Source organism: Caenibacillus caldisaponilyticus (assembly GCF_002003465.1).
GTDB classification, from domain to species: Bacteria; Bacillota; Bacilli; order Bacillales; family Sporolactobacillaceae; genus Caenibacillus; species Caenibacillus caldisaponilyticus.
On the sequence record NZ_BDDQ01000021.1, the window covers coordinates 104,554 to 123,935 of the forward strand.

15 protein-coding genes are annotated in these 19,382 nt (G+C 51.6%); 2 read left to right on the plus strand and 13 right to left on the minus strand.

Annotated elements, in window-relative coordinates; translation table 11 throughout:
* Positions 1-164 precede the first annotated feature (164 nt).
* The 4 genes from CCB157_RS07620 to CCB157_RS07635 all read right to left on the minus strand — a co-directional run bounded on the left by CCB157_RS07620 (position 165) and on the right by CCB157_RS07635 (position 4,156).
* The gene (locus CCB157_RS07620) at positions 165-1,694 is read right to left on the minus strand and encodes an MDR family MFS transporter (RefSeq protein ID WP_077615311.1); all 1,530 of its coding nucleotides are present in this window, start codon (positions 1,692-1,694) and stop codon (positions 165-167) included.
* Positions 1,695-1,927: 233 nt separating this feature from the next.
* Complete coding sequence (locus CCB157_RS07625; RefSeq protein ID WP_077615312.1) at positions 1,928-2,644, minus strand: hypothetical protein; 717 nt, start codon at positions 2,642-2,644, stop codon at positions 1,928-1,930.
* 117 nt (positions 2,645-2,761) lie between these two features.
* Positions 2,762-3,484, minus strand: a complete 723-nt coding sequence (locus CCB157_RS07630; RefSeq protein ID WP_077615313.1) for a bactofilin family protein — start codon at positions 3,482-3,484, stop codon at positions 2,762-2,764.
* 42 nt (positions 3,485-3,526) lie between these two features.
* Positions 3,527-4,156 carry a YhbD family protein gene (locus CCB157_RS07635; RefSeq protein ID WP_193432270.1) on the minus strand — a complete coding sequence of 210 codons (630 nt, stop codon included), beginning with the start codon at positions 4,154-4,156 and terminating at the stop codon, positions 3,527-3,529.
* A 218-nt stretch (positions 4,157-4,374) separates the two neighbouring features.
* Between CCB157_RS07635 and CCB157_RS07640 the strand changes: the two genes are divergently transcribed.
* On the plus strand, positions 4,375-5,184 hold the full coding sequence (locus CCB157_RS07640) for an EcsC family protein (protein ID WP_369688663.1): 810 nt from the start codon (positions 4,375-4,377) through the stop codon (positions 5,182-5,184).
* 109 nt (positions 5,185-5,293) lie between these two features.
* Here CCB157_RS07640 and CCB157_RS07645 read toward each other — a convergent pair whose 3' ends face one another.
* The 3 genes from CCB157_RS07645 to CCB157_RS07650 all read right to left on the minus strand — a co-directional run bounded on the left by CCB157_RS07645 (position 5,294) and on the right by CCB157_RS07650 (position 9,241).
* The gene (locus tag CCB157_RS07645; RefSeq protein WP_077615315.1) at positions 5,294-5,968 is read right to left on the minus strand and encodes a peroxiredoxin family protein; all 675 of its coding nucleotides are present in this window, start codon (positions 5,966-5,968) and stop codon (positions 5,294-5,296) included.
* Positions 5,969-6,054: 86 nt separating this feature from the next.
* Complete coding sequence (locus tag CCB157_RS17595) at positions 6,055-6,204, minus strand: hypothetical protein (RefSeq protein WP_158077244.1); 150 nt, start codon at positions 6,202-6,204, stop codon at positions 6,055-6,057.
* 829 nt (positions 6,205-7,033) lie between these two features.
* Entirely contained in the window at positions 7,034-9,241 is a 2,208-nt protein-coding gene (locus CCB157_RS07650) for an MMPL family transporter (protein ID WP_077615333.1), read from the minus strand.
* A 219-nt stretch (positions 9,242-9,460) separates the two neighbouring features.
* Here CCB157_RS07650 and CCB157_RS07655 point away from each other — a divergent pair, with 219 nt between their 5' ends.
* Entirely contained in the window at positions 9,461-10,090 is a 630-nt protein-coding gene (locus tag CCB157_RS07655; protein WP_077615316.1) for a TetR/AcrR family transcriptional regulator, read from the plus strand.
* Positions 10,091-10,114: 24 nt separating this feature from the next.
* Here CCB157_RS07655 and CCB157_RS17265 read toward each other — a convergent pair whose 3' ends face one another.
* The 6 genes from CCB157_RS17265 to istB form a co-directional block, all read right to left on the minus strand.
* Positions 10,115-10,324, minus strand: a complete 210-nt coding sequence (locus CCB157_RS17265; protein ID WP_143286963.1) for a hypothetical protein — start codon at positions 10,322-10,324, stop codon at positions 10,115-10,117.
* A 667-nt stretch (positions 10,325-10,991) separates the two neighbouring features.
* Positions 10,992-14,564: an immune inhibitor A domain-containing protein gene (locus CCB157_RS07660; RefSeq protein WP_077615317.1), complete on the minus strand. Its 3,573-nt coding sequence runs from the start codon at positions 14,562-14,564 to the stop codon at positions 10,992-10,994.
* A 495-nt stretch (positions 14,565-15,059) separates the two neighbouring features.
* On the minus strand, positions 15,060-15,356 hold the full coding sequence (locus CCB157_RS07665; RefSeq protein WP_077615318.1) for a HesB/YadR/YfhF family protein: 297 nt from the start codon (positions 15,354-15,356) through the stop codon (positions 15,060-15,062).
* A gap of 310 nt (positions 15,357-15,666) precedes the next feature.
* Positions 15,667-16,269, minus strand: coding sequence for an acyl-CoA-like ligand-binding transcription factor (locus CCB157_RS07670; protein ID WP_077615319.1), 603 nt, complete (start codon positions 16,267-16,269; stop codon positions 15,667-15,669).
* A 96-nt stretch (positions 16,270-16,365) separates the two neighbouring features.
* Entirely contained in the window at positions 16,366-17,874 is a 1,509-nt protein-coding gene (locus CCB157_RS07675) for a DHA2 family efflux MFS transporter permease subunit (RefSeq protein WP_077615320.1), read from the minus strand.
* A gap of 873 nt (positions 17,875-18,747) precedes the next feature.
* Positions 18,748-19,382 (minus strand): IS21-like element IS5376 family helper ATPase IstB (istB, locus tag CCB157_RS07680; RefSeq protein WP_077615321.1); only part of this gene is annotated, 635 nt, incomplete at its 5' end.

A 19,382-nucleotide genomic window follows, 5' to 3' on the forward strand; every position in this document is an offset into this window, starting at 1 on the left:
CAACGGGTCGTAATGCCGTGTCCCGCCAAGCGCAGCGATGAACCATGCCCGTGACAAAGCGGGAAAACCGCCGCTTCCGCTTAAAAAAGCGGCACGTTGCTCCCGCCAGTTCAAAACAACCGGATGGGTTGGCGGCCCATCATGCGGCGGTCAACCGGGCGCATTCATCCCTGTTGCGACGGTTTCGAGAAAGCTTGCGAGACCACCATGCGGGCCTTGCCGAAGAAAAGCCCGGTGATGAGCGCAAGCGCCGCGGGGATGATCGCCCACATAAAGGTATGAGCGATCGACGTCGACAAAACGTCGGTCAGCTTGTTCAGCACCATCGGCGGAATGTGGGCGCGCGCCTCCGGAGACAGCATTTGCCTCGGATCGCCCGACAGGTTTCCAATCGGCGCCCCGCCGCGCATTCCCGCAAAAATCTTCGACAATTTATCCACCATCAAATGGCTTTGGATCGTGCCGTAAATGGTGATGCTGACGGTCATCGCCAAAGAGCGAATGAACGCGACCGTCGAGTTCACCGCACCATATTGTTGCGGATCAAACGAATGAATGGCGGCGATGCCGACGACGGAGAAGGAGGCGCCGACGCCCAACCCCGTGATGATCATGAACAAAGTCACGACAAAGCGCGGGGTATCCGCGGACAACGTGCTGAGCAGCACCATGCCGATGAGGAACAGCAAACCGGACATCATCATAATCGAGCGATAACTCATTTTTGGAGCGAGCATACCGCCGGTCATGCTGGCGACGACGTTGCCGAGCAGCATCGGCAAAAGGATCAACCCGGAATTGGTCGCCGTACCGCCGAAAACCCCTTGCACGAAGATGGGAATGAAGACGACGGGCACGATAAATCCCGCGCCGTAGAATATGCCCAAAAGATTGCTGACGGCAAACAGCCGGTTCTTGAACATTTTAAAAGAGATAATCGGTTCTTCCGCTTTGGTTTCGATGAACAAGAAGATGGCAAAGAAAACCGCGAAACCGGCAAACAATCCAATAATGGTCGTCGAATCCCACGCGTATTTTTTGCCGCCCAGCTCGAGCGCGAACATCAGACATACGATGGCGGCCACCAACGTCGCAGCGCCCCACCAGTCGATTTTTTGCTCACGGTGCTCGCGCGATTCATGATAAAAGGCGGCGATGAAGATGACCGCGAGAATCCCCAGAGGCACGTTGATGTAAAACACCCAATGCCAGTTCCAGTTATCGGTGATGAACGCCCCTAAGAGCGGCCCGATAATGCTTGACAAACCGAAGACCGCTCCGAACAGGCCGCCCATTTTGCCGCGTTTTTCAGGCGGAAAGACGTCAAAGACGATGGTGAAGGCGATCGGCATGAGCGCTCCGCCGCCGATGCCTTGGATGGCGCGGTAAATGCTGAGCTGAACGATGCTGTGCGCCGTTCCGCAAAGGATCGATCCGATCAGGAAGGCGGTCAACCCGAACACGAAAAACCGCTTCCGACCGTACATGTCAGAGAGTTTTCCGAAAATCGGCATGCCGGCCATTTCGGTCACCAAATACGCCGACGTAACCCAGACGAATTTATCTAGACCGCCGAGATCGCTGACGATCGTGGCCATTGCCGTCGATACGATCGTCTGATCCATTGCGGCCATAAACATGCCGAGCATCAACCCGGCAACAACAAATCGCAATCGATTATTTTCCTTGGACATCTTGGACGCTCCTTTTCATCCCTTATCATTCGAAATCGATTCATTATACCCTTCATGATGCGGCCTCATGGCTGGACGATGCCGGACTTCATGCGGACGATCACGCCATGCACCCGCCGGCTATTGAAAAAGCGGGGCGCATGGGGCGAAGCCAAGCGTTTGAATGGAAAAAACGAGTCTTTCAATACAGTTTTTCTGCACCTCACAAATTTGAAAAACCAGCTCGTTATCCGTCAAATTTTCCGCTTCTCCTTCACGGCCGCCCGCGGATGGATCTCAAGTTCCTGCTTATATTCGACGAGATCGATGTCGCAACCCGCGCCGATGCGCACGCGGTTTCCGCGGACGACCTTCGCCCGCGTCGCCTCGATATCGATCACATCGGCTTCTATGAGTTCGACGGTCAAAGCGGGTTTGGCAACATCGGGCACGAACAGCCATTTTTTGGCCCTGACGCGAAGATTTTCACAGCCGACCTCCTTGGCTTCACTCGTTCCGACATATCGCCGCAAACCGATGTCGACCGTTCCCGCATTCAGCATGCCGGCAATGGACAATCCGCCGATGGCGGTGAACGATTCCGCTTCCACATCGCCGGCAATCAAGACTTTGCCGCGGATTTTGACGGTCTCGCCTTTTAAATGTCCGCGAATATCCGCCTCGCCGATCACGTTCATCCGTCCGACGGTGACCGCCCGCTCAAAGGTCGTTTGCCCAACGACGCCCATGCGCTCGGCACTCACGTCCCCTCTGAACAACGACTGGCCGGTGATTTTGATTTTCCCGGCTTGGACGGCATGGAATGCCGTGCTCGTTCCTCTGTTGATAAAGGCGGCGCACTCGATCTTTCCATGGATGCTGCCATCGCCGCGTATGACGACTTTGCGAAAGCGACCGCCGTTCGTTTCACCGCTTCCGTTGATGACAATATCGTGCAGACCTTCTGCCATGGGTTTCCCTCCTTCATCTTCCCCGTTCAGCCGTCGGACCGGCGGCGAAACACATCATGCCCCAGCGTCCTCCGGCATTGAATCGATTCGTGAGACGTTCAACCGTCAGCCACCGTTTTAAATTTTTTTATGTTCCCGGACGACGGCATCCGCATCGATTTCGATCGATCCGTTATACTCAACCCGGTCGATTTCGCAGCCGGGACCGATTTTCACGTCGTTGCCGCGCACCATCTTCGCTCTCGTATCTTCCAGCATCACTTCGTCGCCCTCGATGGTTTCCGCCCGCAAACGATGGCGGTAGGCGGCGCCCAGCCATCTGCCGAACGAAAAGGCTTTTCCGCGCCGAACCCGAATCACTTCGCCGCCGATTTCTTCGGCTTCGGAATGGTGATAGAGCGTAATGTCAACCAAATCGGCATTGAGCAACCCGCCGATCCGAAAACTCCCTTTGGCTTTAAACGTTTCCGCGGCGCAGTTTTCCTCGACGGTAAGGCTCCCGGAAACCTCAATTTCTTCGCCGGACACCTGCTTGCCGACATGCACGAGCCCGCTGATCAGCAAACGCTTGGCCGTCGCGTGTTCCGCAATATGGGCTTTGCCTTTCACTTCCAGTTCTCCCGCTTCCAAGCTGCCCTCAAAACGGGATGAGCCGCTGACCGTCAATACGGCGCTTTTGACGCGGCCGTCGATGGTCGCCGAACCCGCGACCCGCAACCTTTCGCACTCAATATCTCCGGCCACTTTACAGGATCCGCTGAGCTCCACCCGGTTATAACGGCCGCCCGCCGCCGTCCCGCTGCCCGCCAGGATTAAATCGCGCCTTTTTTCGTATTCCATCGCTCTTTCCTCCCAAAATACGGTTGCTATCTGCACATGACATCAAGTTGCATTTATTTTTTCCTTCAATTCTTCGATCGCGCGTGCCAATGGAAGGCGGATGGCCACCTTCACATCCTTTTCAAAATAGACTTCTCCGGGCGCCGTGACGAACAAGCATGTCGCCAGACCGAACTTGCGGATAAAAAGCAATTCGCAGCTTTTTCCTTGGAGCTGATCGTAATGGTCCGCCAGCGCGGCGAGGACGATGCGGGCCTCATCCAGGGAAATCGCTCCCGTCCGCAAGATCTGCTCCAATACATAAACCTGCAGCAATTTGTCAAAGGTGAAACTTTCCATCGCACCCGTCTGTTCATAAAAATAATCCAGCGTCGTTTTTGAAACAATGTGACGTTTTAAAACTTCATCCGCAGACAAAGCGATTTCGGCCGGATTCGGAGAAAATTGGTCGGCCAGCTCATCCAATGAGTGCGAATCCTTCATGCTGAGAATCTTATGGATCCGTTCCAAAATCCGCTCGCGCGGAAAAAACGTTTCTTGTCCCGTAAACGTCGATTTCCTAATAAACCAATCTTCCGGTATCAGCTTTTTCCGCTTCCACCTGTAAAGCTGTCCATACGAGATGCCGGTGCGCTCCAATAATTCCTTCTTCGAGATCAACTCCCGTTCCACATGCATCCACCTCGGAAGTTAATATAACATAACATTGTTACATTATAAATACGGAGCCTTCTCTTATAATGTAAAAGCAGCCGGATCGTTAATAAACGTGCAAAAGGCGGAACGGACCTCCGTCTCCGGATGGAATTGCGGAAATCAAGATGAAACCATAACGAATGTCAGACGTTTAAAAAGAAGAAACGCCGCCAATAAAAGAGGCGGCGCTGATTATGAAAATGGAGCCGGAACCGGGCCCGGTTGGCACCCAGCGGCCGGACCGGCGGAACCGAAACGCGGGAAAGGAAGACATCATGATGAAATATGAAGATTTGGCGCGCAAAGAATGCCTGGACTGGCAGCGGGAGATGATGCGGCGCCCTTCCCTCATCGGGCGGACGGCGAAAGCCGTACAAAACAAAATCAACGAGAAAATCCCCGCTCACGTGCATCGAGCGATCACCGAAGCCGTCAAACATATGGTACAGGCCGTGCTCAAGGGGTCGGAATGGACGAGCAGAGAACCCGTAGCCGAAACGCTGACGCTGGCCGAGCGAGAAGCGCTCATGCGCGACAAGATAAGATTTTATAAACGCTTGGCCGCCGCCGAAGGCGCCGGCACCGGTGCGGGCGGATTTATGCTCACTCTCGCCGATTTTCCCGCGCTGATCGCCATAAAAATCAAGCTGTTGTACGACGCCGCGGCCATTTACAGTTTTGACGCCAAACAGCCCCTTGAGCGCTTGTACATTTTATATGTGTTTCAAACGGCCTTCTCAAGCGGCGAAAAGCGGCGCGCCGCGTTCCTTAAGCTCAAGAATTGGGAGGAAACCGTGAAATCGTTCCAAACCGACGGGACAGCTTTAGAACTCATCGATTGGCAAAGTTTTCAGCAAGAATACCGCGATACCATTGATCTCGCCAAATTGCTGCAATTCCTGCCCGGCTTCGGGGCCGTGGTCGGCGCCGTCGCCAATTACCGTTTCCTCGATGAACTCGGCCGCACCGCGATGAACGCTTACCGCATGCGGCTGCTCTTCTAAACATCGCGGCGGCCGCCTCCCACAAATCTCTATTCATCATCCGGCTGACGTGGCAGACCCGCTTTAACGCGCGCCATCCTCCGACCGTCTTCCCCAGAGGCCGGAGAAGTCAACGCCACACTTGTTTCAGCCACGCCTCCGTAACCGGGCCGATGTGGAGAGCCGCGATGTGGCCGGATTCATCAATGACGTAGGTGGTCGGAATGGTGAGGACGCCGTACTTTTCGCTCACTTCGGAGCGGGTATCAAGCAGAACGGGAAAGGCGATCCGCTGGCGCGCGATGAACGGCTTGAGCGCCCCCGCTCCGCCCGTCTCCATGGCGGTGATGTTTACGGCGAGCAGTTCGGTCCGCCCGCGTGCCGCCTGATCATAAAACTTGGCGAGCAACGGCATTTCTTCTTTGCAAGGCGGGCACCACGTCGTCCAAAAGTTGAGCACCACTTTTTTGCCTCGGTAATCCGACAACCGCACCTTTTTGCCGTCCATGCCCGTCAGCTCAAAATCGGGCGCGCGCCTGCCGATCCACCCATCCTCCGCACCGCCGTTTTTAGAGTCGGACGAACCGGCGATCCCCCCTTCCGATTTTTCGTCATTCGCCTGGCCTCCAGCGCTTACCTTCCGTGCGGAGCGGGAAGCCGCCGTCATTTTCCCTTCCTGCAAGCCTTGCAGCGTTGGCGATTTTTCATTGTTTGCTTCGGCCAATCGGTATTGATGGATCATCACCGGCGGGGCGGCGAGCAGGAGCACAAGTGCGCCGATGGCGGCGGCGCGTTTTTTGATCATTGACAACGCCCATCCTTCCGTGATTGATCATCCCTTTATATATGAAAGTCGGACGGGCTTTATGCGTCATTCACCTTCATCGTCTCTCACGATGACGTCGAGTCGTCCGGTTCCGGCGAAATGACGGGATCGTGGACGCGCGTGCCCTTCGGAAGCAACGGGGTATTTTTCGCCGTCATGACGCTCTGTTTGACGTTTTCCTCAACAGAGGCAAAACCGGTCAACCACTCGTTCAAATCGACGCTTGTTTTTTTTGCCTGCTCCTACCTTGTGATCGCTATAGCCTTGGTGGACGGGTATTGGATACGAAAGCCATATGCCGCCAAATAAAGGCCTCCTTTCTAAATGGTTTTATCATTCAACACCTTGCAAAAGAATAGATCTACCGGCTCCTAATCTTCCGGCACGATGGTTCACCGCGTCTTGAAAGGGTTGATCGGTTTTCAAAAACTTGGAGAGACCAAAAGCCGGAAGGCCAAGAAAATAGAAGAGCGCTTCCAAAATGGTTGTACAAAAAAGAGGTCCACAAAAGCTTGACTAGATCTCTCCCCTCATGCCCACTCTTCGGACCAAGTCCAACAAGGTAAACTTATCGATGAATGCCATCGTGTTGAATCTCTTACCTAATGGTTTTAGATTGCCGGTTTTAGATGATTGCACTCGATGGCTTCTTTGTCAATAAAGATTTAGAATTTGCACCACTACTTGGGACCTTAACCATATTTCGCCTCCAAGATAATAAATGGAAAATAAAAAACCGGCTACTTGCTTAAGATGTGTGGGATTTTCCTTCCCAAACATCAAAAGCACACAGCCGGTTTATCAAGAGACAATTTTTTTATCAGCTCGGATCTCCCGTTATTGTTTGTTGCTGATTTGGCTTTAACGAACCCGTAAAACCGCCTTTTTAAAGGTCTTCATTTAAAGATCTTCCAGAATTTTTAAAGCTGGTTACTATTTTTCTCCCGATTGCTTGAATGCTTTATAAAGTGCTTAACCGTAAGACGCGTTTTCATATAAAAACATTGTTTTTATGAAGTGATTTGTCTCACAAACATAAATTTATCATTGGCCCTGTCTATCTTTGAGAAGTGAGAATCTCTCCGTACCCCAAGGCCAAAAGGCCCGTTTTCCTAAAACAGCAGTCAGTGCCGGTACGAGCAACGGCCGTACGATAAATGTATCTAATAAAATGCCGATCGCCGTTACGGTGCCGAATTGAATGAGCACTTCGAGCGGCAGGACGGACAAGACGGCAAACGTTCCGGCAAGAATGAGCCCGGCCGAGGTAATGACGCTCCACGTTTCCGTGACGCCGCCGGAAATGGCCTCTTTTAAAGGCATATGCCAACTTTTTTTCCAAATGCTTGAGACCATGAAAATGTTGTAATCTTCACCGAGCGCGACGAGAAAAACAAACGCATAAAGCGGAATTAACCCTTGCATGGCATCCATACCAAGGATATAACGAATGACCAACCATCCGGCACCGAGGGCGGCCACATAAGATAACAAGACGGTGGCCAATAAATAGCCCATGGCGACGACGGATCTGAGATACGCCAATAACAGCAAAGCGATGACAACAATGACGATGGGGATGATCCTTGCCATGTCCTTGACCGTCACTTGATGGGTATCATATAAGGCGGCGGTTTCTCCTCCGATCCAAACGTGATTATCCGGATTTTCAATACCTGCTTCTGCTAAGCTTTTTTCAACCGTCTTCTTGATTTCCGGAATTTTTTTCAAGGCTTCGCGTGAGTACGGATTCATTGCCAAAGTGACTTGATATTGACGGTAATGGGGATTTTTTTCCCCGGCCCTCACGTCCGATACGGTTTTAACATAAGGCAGATCCGATAAATCTTCCCGGACGGCATCCTCGGCGCCGGCGTCTTTGACAATGACTTGCACCGGCGCGAGCTCGCCCGGCGAAAAGTGTTTTGCAATGATGTCAAATCCGACTCTCGAAGGCATATCATTCGGGAAAGAATCCAACAAACCGTAGGTAAATTGAATTCGAGATGAAAAAACGGCGAGCAGCCCGAGCCCGATGAGGCATCCGATAATAATTGTTCGGGGTTTTTGCGTCACCAACCGGCCCATAACCGAGCTCAAGCGACTTCTCGGTGTGTGTCTTTTGACCTGCTTGCCTTTTTCTTGTTCGAGTTTCCTGGCCATTTCTTCCGTCCGCGGAATGAACGGGAAAAAAGAGATTCTCCCGAGGACGGAAAGAAGCGCCGGAATTAACGTCAGTGCCGCCAGTCCCATGACAAAAATCGCCAAGCTGAACGGAACGGCGAAGCGATGGAAAGAAGCATAACGAGCAAAAAGCAATGTCAGCAAGGCAATGACAACAGTCAATGCGCTCATGATGATGGCGCCTCCGGTGTCTGTTACGGCGCGATGCAGGGCAATGTATTTATCGCTCTCCAAATGCAACTCATCCCGATAGCGCGATATCAGAAACAGACAGTAATCGGTTCCCGCGCCGAACAACAAGACGGTCATGATGGAAACGGCCTGCGCATCCACTGTAATCCAACCGTGATGTGCCAATAACCCGAGAATCGGGCTGATTGCTCCGTATGCGAAAACGACACCGATAAGCGGGACGACAGCTAGAATCGGGGAACGATACAGTAATACGAGCAAAATCAATACAAGAAAAATAGTTGACATCAACAAAGTGATATCCGCCCGACTGAACAGTTCCACCGCGTCAGTCTGAATGGCGGCCGGACCGGTAAAACGGACATGCAATCCGTTTGCAGAAAGGGTTCGACCAAATGGTTGGTCATTTAACAGCTTTTCCAACCGCTTTTTAACTTGGTTCTGAGCGTCCTTCAAAATATCCGTTGGTGTATTTTCTTTAAAAAACACGGGTGTAATCAATGCGGCGCCATCTTGAGACGTTGATCTTTGCAAGGTCGCTTGCGGGACTTGGTTAAGCGGCGGGATAAAAGATTGATGAGGCAATGGCCGATTACTGAGTTCGTCATAAAGCTTTCGAACCGCTTCGTAATCCGATGACTGTAGTCCTCCGTCCCTTTCCCAAACGATTAATAATGGTGTCCCTGCATTATTCGGGAATTCCTTTTTCACAACCTTCGCTGCTTGGGCGGACATGACGTTGTCAGGGAGCAGTGCTGGTGAGTTGGTCTCTTCTTTATTAACGGAAGGAAAAACAGCGGACAGAAACGCGACAACCATAACCCAAAGAAGTATCGTGACCCAGCGTCCCTTGGGCCCGGTTGCTTTGGCAATCATGCGTTTCAAAGGACATCCTCCTTTTATACAATGGTGATATAAAATTATTTATACCGTTTAGTCTATTTTATGCGTATCAGACCTCTTCATATTTGATGAATGGTCGATTGCGTCTAACACCAACATTATATATACTTGATAGTATAATTACAAGTTATAAATTTTCGAATTTCATTGTGTTAGAATGACGATGTATGAAGTATTAGGAGCGTAATCATCATGAACAAAGAACAGCGTCGACCCCCTGGTCGCCCCAAAGTCAATGAACAGAACTCGTCCACCCGCGATCTGATATTAAAAACGGCTTTAGAACTGTTTTTGGATCGGGGTTTTCCTTTAGTTTCGATTGATAATATTGCACAATCGAGCGGGGTCACAAAGGCAACGGTTTACTATTATTTTTCCAGCAAGGCAGAGCTGTTCACCGAAGCGATCGTTCGGATGATGGATCGCATTACGAATCGGATTCAATCGATTCTATCGGAAGATTTGCCGCTCAAAACTCGTTTGCTGAAAATGACACATGCCCATTTGAAAGCCACATACCGGATCGATTTGGATCATTTCATGCAAGGTGCCGGTGATTCGCTTTCCGAACAACAAATCGATAGGATCCGTTTAGCCGAAGCACGCATGTATGAAGCCGTCGAACAGGCCTTCATCGAGGCGATGGACCGTAAGGAGATTCCGAAAATCAATCCCGAATTCGCGACGCAAATATATCTCGCCCTCCTCAAAGTCGGAAACCACAGGGGAAAAGACCACCGCCCGATGTTTTCCTCAGTGGAAGAAACTGCACGACACATCATCTGTTTTTTTTGGAACGGTTTGGTGAACACCGAACCATGAATGGAAACCGATTCATTCGCCATGTCACCAGGTTTTTCTGCCAACGGCAATCGCAAATGTAATCGTCCATACACGCCCGCCTTCCCGACCTTTTGGAAAGACCGGGTCGGACAAATGACGGATTTTACTCATCAAAGGGGCGATTCTTGCGGGATTGACCTTTGCTAATTTTTCTTTTCGAGATCCGGGATGACGTGTAATTAAATTAACAAAAAGAGAAAGAGGAAAAGCCATCGGCAACTCCGAATAGGTCAGCCACAAGCAAAACCTAAACAAGGTATCGAAACGAAGGCTTACTCAAATTGACGGTTCTGAAGAAATGCTAATCCAATTTATGGCTGAACAGGATCGGATGCCGTCCATGCTGCGATGGTTATGTGATCAATGAAGGATGATGGAAATTCCATCAAAAATAAACGCCCAAATAATAAGTACGGACCGATTTACTCTCAGGGTCTCTCTCCGATTGGCTGAATGAAGAAGTTGAGGCCTTCCGAAATCACCGCTGGAAAAGTTTAAAGAGGCCCTCATTTCTTGCTTTCCTGCATTCTCTTACCAAACAATCACCTGATGGCCTTGGTGGCTGGGACTGGATGAAGATCATTTGCTCCTAGCCATCAAGGTCATTTATTTAACTAATATTCCCATTTAATCCCTCTCTGCTTCCCCAATTATTTTACTCCGCCCTTTGAACGACATCGTGCTTGATCGTTGGGCAAACCGCCTGCTTGAGTGTGCTCCGATCGGAAAGAAAAAGAGGGGTTGCCAAAAGTTCCGCCTTTGGCCCCCTCTTTATTCTATAACTTTTTATTACGCATCGCCGCATGAAAATCCTTTTAGCCGTTTACACCGAGTGAACGGCCCCAACGCTTGCCGCCCGGACGCCAGCGAAGACCGGCACTTAGGCCAAGCGGCGCTTGCGCCGTTGAATGAACCAGGCGATGCCCCCCGCGATGAGGAGGAACGCCCCGGCGGCCATCCAGTTGTACATGTTGGTCATCGTGGACGGCAGCCCGGTTCCGCCGGAAGACGAGTTTTGATCCGTGCCGCTGGACGGGCTGTGATTTGAATTTTGATGATGGTTGTCTTGCGAACCGCTGGGGTTTTGCCCGTTGCCGCCGTTTTGACCGTTATCGCCGTTTTGGCCACTGCCCCCGTTTTGGCCGTTGTCATTCTTCGTCACTTGGACGGTGCGCTCCACGGTCGTTTCGTTGCCCGCCCGATCGCTCACCTTGTAGGTCAGCTTGTACGTGCCGGGCTGGTGAACGTTGACGCTTCCGGAGACCTTGACCTTTGCCGTCAGATCGCCGTCAATGTTGTCGCTCGCTTCGTAGCCCGGGTCCGTGAACGTTTCGCCGACCTTTAATTTTATCGGGTTGGCGCCGTGCAGTTTAATCACCGGAGCCGTGTTGTCAACCACATAAGCATCGGACGTCCATTGCACGTCCCCGCCCCAAAGATCTTTGGCGCGCACGTGCAAGTACCATGTGCCGTCTTGATCATTGAGCCGCAGCACATCGCCGTTTTTAAAGGATTTCCAGCCGCCGGCCGGAGCGTCTTTCGATTGGCTCCAGGCGTATTCGAGCGTCGTCACGTTCACGGCGTTTTCATCGAAGGTCACTTTGACTTCGACCGATTTCGCCGGGACGGACTGGCCGCCGTTGTCGACTTGAATGCCGCCCGGATTTTCGGAATCGACGACGACGACTTTCCGCTGCGCTTCCCCGACATTGCCGGCTTTATCTTTGACCTTATAGGTCACTTCATAAGCGCCCGGTTTGCTAACGTCGACTTTAGAAGCGTCCACCTCGACTTGATCCGTCACGTTGCCATCAACATTGTCCGACGCCGTATAACCCGGGTCTTTATAAGGCTTGCCGAGCTCCCATTTCAGCGGATTGTCGCCGAGCAGCGTGATCTTCGGCGCCACATTGTCATGCGCTTCAAGCTTGATTTGACCGACGCTTTTATCCGCCGCTTGATCCACGACGCTGACCTTCAATCCGTATTTCGGAACGTTGCGTCCGGCGTAAATTTGCCCGGGATTTGAATAGTCTTGAAGGTCGTCAAAGACCGGCACCGCCGTTTGCCCGGCCAATGTCAAGGTCCGGCCGTTGATGTCGCGATAATCCAAGAACATATAGTCCGTCCCGTTTAACGAGAAGGCCGCGTCTTGGATTTGATAGGCCGTGCTCGCCACCGTACCGTCGCTCCATTTGGCGGTGACTTGATGGGCATCGACGACGCCCAAGAAGCCGTCGCCGGGGTGATAGCCGACCCAGTTGTCCCCATAGGAATTGTCGACGTACCAAACGACGAGCCCGGGATCATACGTCATCAGGGAATGGCCGCGGGCGATATGAGAGAGCGCCGTATCCACCGCATCCCAGTTGCGCCATTCCAAAAGATAATAATGGTCGGAATAAAGCTTGCCGTCCGACTTGGAAAAGCCCTTCAACGTGAAGACCGGATCGCCTTCGCCGTCATCGCTGAGCACGGCTTGTCCATCCGCCGTCACCTTAATGTTGTCGACGAAAAAGCCGTTCATGTTCGTCGCCCAATCGGTCATATAGCGGAACTGGATTTGGATTTTCTTGCCGACGTATGGCTTCAAGTCGATGTTTTCATGAATCCAGCCGCCGCTCGATCCGGTGTAGCCCGGCAGATTATCCTTAATGCTCGGATAGCCGTCCGGACTGATTTGATCGGTGGTATGCGGCGTCGCCAAAGAATGCCACGTCTTGCCGTCGTCTTCCGACACTTGAACCATCGCGAAATCCCAGCCTTCTTCGGTGTCGTACCAGGTGTCGTAGGAGAGCGTCGCTGCTTTGGCCGCGGTCAAATCGACCGTCGCCGCCATTTGGTGGTCGATCTCGTCGCCGTTGCCGCCCCAATACTCACCGACGCCGCCGGCCGGCGTATTGATCAAACGCGCCTTTTTCGGCAAGTTGATGCGGAGGGCATCCGGATTGGTGCCTTTGACGCTGGCTTCGTCCAAGTTAATTTCAGTGGGATTTTTTTGCAGCTGATAATAATCGACTTCAGCATTTCTGAACCAATTGAGATTGGGCATGGTCGATTGCAAATATTCTTTATCGTACGGGCTGAATCCCGACGGTTCGGTGCCTGGGATGGCGCCGGACCAGCTTCCGCTCGACATGATCGACCAATAGCCGACCGGCTCGCCGACGCCGTTTTGGGTATACAGGGTGTCGTATTCATCGGGCAAGCCGAGATCGTGCCCGTATTCATGGGCAAACACGCCGGCCGCACCGTCTTCCGGCTCCAACGTATAGTTCCAGCCGGCAAGTTGGCCGCCCCAGTATGGCACGTCGGCGGACGTTCCGGGAATCGGAGACGGTTCCGAGCCAACGTAGGATCGGTGCGACCAGATCGCGTCGGCGCCGAGCGATCCGCCGCCCGCTTCTTCACCGACTCCAGAGTGGATGACCATGAGGTGATCGATGATGCCATCGGCTTCGCGATAATTGCCGTCGCCGTCCAAATCGTACGGATCTTCTCGGTCATAGTCTTTGAGATTGATCGATGAATCTTTTGCGGCCGCTTCAAGCGCTTCTTTGATCAGGTCTTCCGAATCTTTGTCGTTCCCGGTTTGCGGATCGTTACCGCCGTAATATTTGGCGTCATGTTTCGCTTGATACCACCCGGCGACCTCGCCTTCAATGGAGTAGCTGCCGCCCGATTGCTGTTCATAAAATTGCTTAACGGAGAGGAGTTTTTGTCCGCTCGGCCCTTCATAGCCGTCGTCGCCGAAGATCATATCTCTATAGTGTTCAGGTTTATAAGGATCAGGTTCCTGTTCACTTTTTGGATAATACAAAACGGGATCGTCTTCAGGGCTGATATTATTATGTTGAAGATCCGGATATTCGATCAAGAGAACGAGCACTTTATCCGTCCGTGTCGGCCCGCTCCAGCCTTCCGGTTGGATCGGGGCGACCTTGCCGCCGGATTTAACCGCTTTCTGTTGGACTTTGGCTGTCGTCTTCGGTTTGCCCGGGGCTTTTGCCTTCAAGTCGGCCTTTTTTTGCAATTTGGCCCGGAATTTTTTGACATCGGTCGCAGAGTTAAAGGCTTGTTCTTTAATGGCGTTTTTGTTGCGTTTTTGTAAATATTGTCGGACAGCCGCCGTTTTTTGTTGGGCCGACGCCCCTTTTTTGATGACCCCTTCTTTGGTCAGCAAGCCGATCAAGCGATCTTCATTGACGAGACCGGGATCAAAGGGGCCGCCCGAGTAGCCGTAAAACGGATATTTGGTCGCTGCTTTGTCCGGCGTACTGACCGGAGTTTTAGCCGGGGCATTGACCGCCGCTGTTTCCGGGGCTTTGGCTTTGACAGCGACATTTTCCTGCCCGGTCACGACCGTCTTTGCAGCGACCGACGGCGCAAACGCGCTGAACACGAGCCCCGCGGACAAGAGCGAGGTCCCCACAATTTTTCGCCAATCTTTCAATCAGACTCCTCCTTTCGTGCGTCTAGGCGGTGCGTCCCACATCCCCCCTTCTGCCCGCCGCCTGAAACACGAGATTAATAGATTCGTTAGATTTTTAAGTTTTCTATATAGGACAAATTATACAATATAATGAACATAAAAACTATATTTTGAACGAATAAAAATCATATAAAGAACAACTGGGCACTGTACATCTGAAAGGGACGAGATTGATAGGCCATACTGATCCGTTGGCTGAAAAGCGTGCCTTTCACCGACCCAATGCGGATCCGCATTCAGTCGGTCGCGAAACGTTCGGCCGCGGAAAGCCTTTTTTAATAAAGCGTAACCTTTCTAACCGCATCCCACGCACGGCCGGCCGAAGTAACGCTGACACGCGCCAGCCAAAACGGATACCCCCGGCCTTTTTACCATGCCGGAACTTTTGCACGCACTCCTGAAATTAAAAAACACCGGCCTGCCAATGGCCGGTGTCGATCAAAGCCTCACCGATGGTTATTGATTTTCTACATAATCGTAGGCGATCTCATCCAACTTTTCATCATAGCGAACATGCAAATCGTAGTGGCTGAAATACCACGTATCCTCTTCTTCAACAAAAAACGTGATCCCGCCCACGACCGTGCGGACCGCGGGGTTTTTTGGCGCATCCTTGCCGATTCCCAAAGAAAAACCTTGTTGAATCGGGCTTTCACCGCCATATTTCACAAAGATACGAATAGCGTCGTCCTCTTTCACGTCGAATTCCTCTTTAATAAATTGAGCAGCCCGATCTTCGACAATGATCTTCACTGATCTTCCTCCCATCGCGAATCGGCCCGTGGGGGGCGCATCCTCAATCCTTATTCTGTTTTAAAACGAGTAACGAGAAGACGGCAATGATTAACTCTTACACAATACCATTATACGGAAAGCGGAGGGCCAATATCCATATAAAAGCACTGCCGGGGGATCACTGTCTTGCCCCTTTTCCCCGACCGGCCGCAGGAATGCCTCTTCGGGATGTTTTCCATAAAACGCGCGTGCTCGTCCTTGGATGCACCGTTCTTGATCGTATGAAAAAGGAAGCCAAGCCCCTTTAGGATTTGACTTCCTTTTCAAACTAAACTTGTGAAAATCCTTTTTCAAGATGCGCCAAGGCTTCATCATAAACGGCCATAAAATCCGCGTCGGGATTTTGGACACAAAAGTACCGCACCGACACGGCTATCCCCAATACACTGCCGGTAAAGGTGAGGACTAACGGATCATTGATCTCTCGTCCTGTCCGTTCCGCCACCAACTTGGCAATTATAGAGGCGTTCTCGGTGAAATGGTTGAGCGCTGCCGCACGGAGCTCGGGAATCACCATCCACAATTCCATCCGCTCGCGAAGGGCTTGATGCTCTGCGTCTGAAAGATTGGCGAAAACCTCTTTCATTGCGTTCCGCAGCGCTTGAATCGGACTAAGCTCATCGGGCTGTTTTTTAAACGCTTCTATAAGGAGCGGATCATAATCATCTTCCAAAACGACGGATTCTTTCGTTGGAAAGTAGCGAAAAAAAGTGCTCGGCGAAACCTCGGCGGCTTCGGCGATCTGCTCGACAGTGGTCGCATGATAGCCTTGTTCACGGAACAACCGCAAGGCATGCTGCTGGATCGCAGCCCTCGTCTTCGCCTTTTTCCGCTCGCGCAAACTGGGTTTTGGCTGTTCTTCCGAAGACAATGTTTCACCCCCAAAAGCACGAATGAGAGTCCCATTTATTTTGAAGTGACTTCTTTATTAAAGTGTACAATTTTCTTTCGGGAGGGACAACCGCGTTTAACCAACCTTTCTTTTGCCATTTTCCAAAGCCTTCTTGTTGGGCAAGAAGAACAGCGCCAAAATGAACCCAAGGACGGCGACGGCGGCGCATTCCCACAACATGACATGCATGCCATGGACAAATGCGCGATGAACGGTGTGGAGAAGTTCCGGCGATTGCAACCGGTCAGCGATCGCCACGCCGGCCGATACGCTTTGTTTCGCCGCGTTGACAACCGCATCCGGGAAATCGGCGCCAGCGATCTGATGGCGATAGATGGAGTTGAGCGTCGTGCCTAAAATCGCCACGCCGATGGAGCCGCCGACTTGCCGCAACGCCATGATGAGCGCCGAACCGATTCCGCTTCGTTCAGCCGAGAGTTCCCCGAGCGCGGCGTCCATAGCCATGGGCAAGGCTAGCCCGGTCCCCATGCCGGTGACCGTGATCCAAAAAGCGGCGAATCCATAACCGCTTTGGACATCGGTCATGCCGCCAAGGCCGAGCCCCGCCGCGAGGAAAATAAATCCGGCAGCGACGATGGCCTTTTTCCCGATCCGCGGGGAAAGTTTATCAGACGCTTGCGCCCCGATGATCAAACCGCCGATCAGCGGCAATAAACGCATCCCGGTCCCGAGTGCATCCGCACCGCCAATTTCCTGAAAATACAACGGCAAGGCAAATAAGAGGCCGAACAAGGCGAAAGAGACGAGCGTAGCCAACGCAGACCCCCACGTGAAACCGGCTGTCCGGAATAGCGACAGATCGATCAGCGGATGTTTGGTTTTACGTTGCCAAAGAACAAAACCCGCTAGAACGATGACTCCGGCGATGAGCAGCAGGAGCGCTTCCGTGTTGCTCCAGCCTTTTTCCCCCGCCCTGATGACACCGTAAGTGACGCCGACCAGTCCTAGACTGGAAGTGACGACGCCAAGCCAATCCAGCCGCGGGCTGTACGCGCTGCGCGATTCAGGCATCAATAGCAGAACGGCAAAGACCGCGATCACCACAAAAGGAATGTTGAGCAAAAATATCGAGCTCCAATGGTAGTGTTCAAGCAACCAACCGCCGACGATGGGACCGAGCGGAATGTTGATCATGTTGGCCGTCGCCCAAATCATCATGGCTCTCGTCCGTTCCTCTTCGGAAAAAAGGACCGGAAGCACCGACATGGACAGCGGAATGAGAAATGCGGCGCCCAGGCCGAGAACGGCCCGCATGCCGATCAGCATTTCCGAGGAATCCGCCGAGGCGCATCCGAGCGACGCCGCGCCGAATAAAATCAATGCCATCAAGATCATCTTTTTGCGGCCGAAGCGGTCACCGAGCATTCCCGCCGGTAAAAGTGCGGCCGCCAAAACCAGATTGTATGCATCGGCAAACCATTGAAGATCGCTTGTCGAGGCATGCAGCTCCCTGGCCAAGGTCGGCAGCGCCACATTCAGAACCGTCAAATCCAGGCCGACGGCCACCAACGCGAAAGACAAAGACCCGAGCACCCACCATTTGCGATTTTTGGATATCCTCATCGCAATGACCTCCTAATCCTTAAAATAAAACTGGCATTCATTAAACATAAGATTCATATTGGCATTTTATTTTATTTAATAGTTAATGTCAATTTATATTTAAAATCATTTTTATAGAATCAGGAGGTACAGATGGGATCAAGCTGAGCATCCCGGCTCGAATTCGCCGTAAACGGCGGCCATTTCAGGCTTTTCCCAAGGCATCCCGTATTCATGCGGACAAAATCCCCAATCGGCTGACGTCATCGTTTTTTATCCGCAAAAGCAAAATACGATAGAAGGGTTGTGGTATATGGAAGGTCAATCAAAACGGCGGCCTAAAGTGATGTTCGCGGTACCGCATCAAACGCCTGTACCCCCCATGGTTTGCCTGCTCCAACATGGCGGCGTCTTATCATGTCGATGGAGAGGTTTTTGATCGGAGGGGCGACACAACATAATGATGCCGGACGGTTAGCAGGTCAACCCGATAAGTCCTGTTGATCGAAAGGGCATTAAATGGGGGAATTTCAGGGAATTTCCGCCCCTTGGCGTGATGAAGACAGGCATTTGCTTATCGACCGGGGCGGATAGGCTTCACATGTGCGGAAATCCACCCATCTATGCAAAAATCGAACGGGCTTCCCCGATTTTTTCGCAATCAAAAAAGGACTCCCCTTTTCTGATATTATCCCCTTATAGTAGACAGAAAAAAAGAAAGGGATGTACTGTCTACTATGGAGGGGATATTTTTATGGGCAAAATCAGAAAAACTTACAGTAAAGAATATAAATTAGACGTTGTGAAGAAATATTTGTATGAGGGATGGACTAAGCTGTCAAGGCCGATTATTTTTTCCCCAAAATCGCCGGTTTAAAATTCCCCAGAAGGACCTTATTGATCCTTCTGTTTTTCTTGTTGGATCCTCTTTTCCCGTAATCGATAGCTTTCCCCCTTTAGGTTGAAAATGATGGAATGATGCAGTAATCGATCTAACATCGCGGTCGCCAATACCGAGTCTCCCACAACTTCTCCCCATTCCCCAAAGCTTTTGTTGGAGGTGAGGATAATCGGGGCATGTTCATACCGACGGGCGATGACCTGAAATAAGTAATGGGCGCTGTTTGGGTCCAGTTTTAAGTACCCCATTTCATCAATAATGAGAACGGTTGGCTTTACAAACATACGAAGCTTTTTTTCCAGCTTTCCTTCCTGGTCGGCTCTTCTTAACTGAGTGACCAAATCATGGGCGGTAATAAAATACGTTTTATATCCTTTTGCGATCGCCTCCATTCCAATCGAAATCGCCAGATGCGTCTTTCCAATCCCCGGTGGACCGAGAAAAAGGATATTCTCCTTTCGATCAATAAACGATAAGGTAAGCAGCTCTCGAATCCGACGCTCGTCCACGGAAGGCAGTGCGTTAAAATCAAACGTATCGATCGTCTTGCGATATGGCAGTTTGGACAGTTTGATGAGCGTTTGGATCGATCGTTCCTGTTTTTCGATGATTTCCGCCTCGTAGGAGT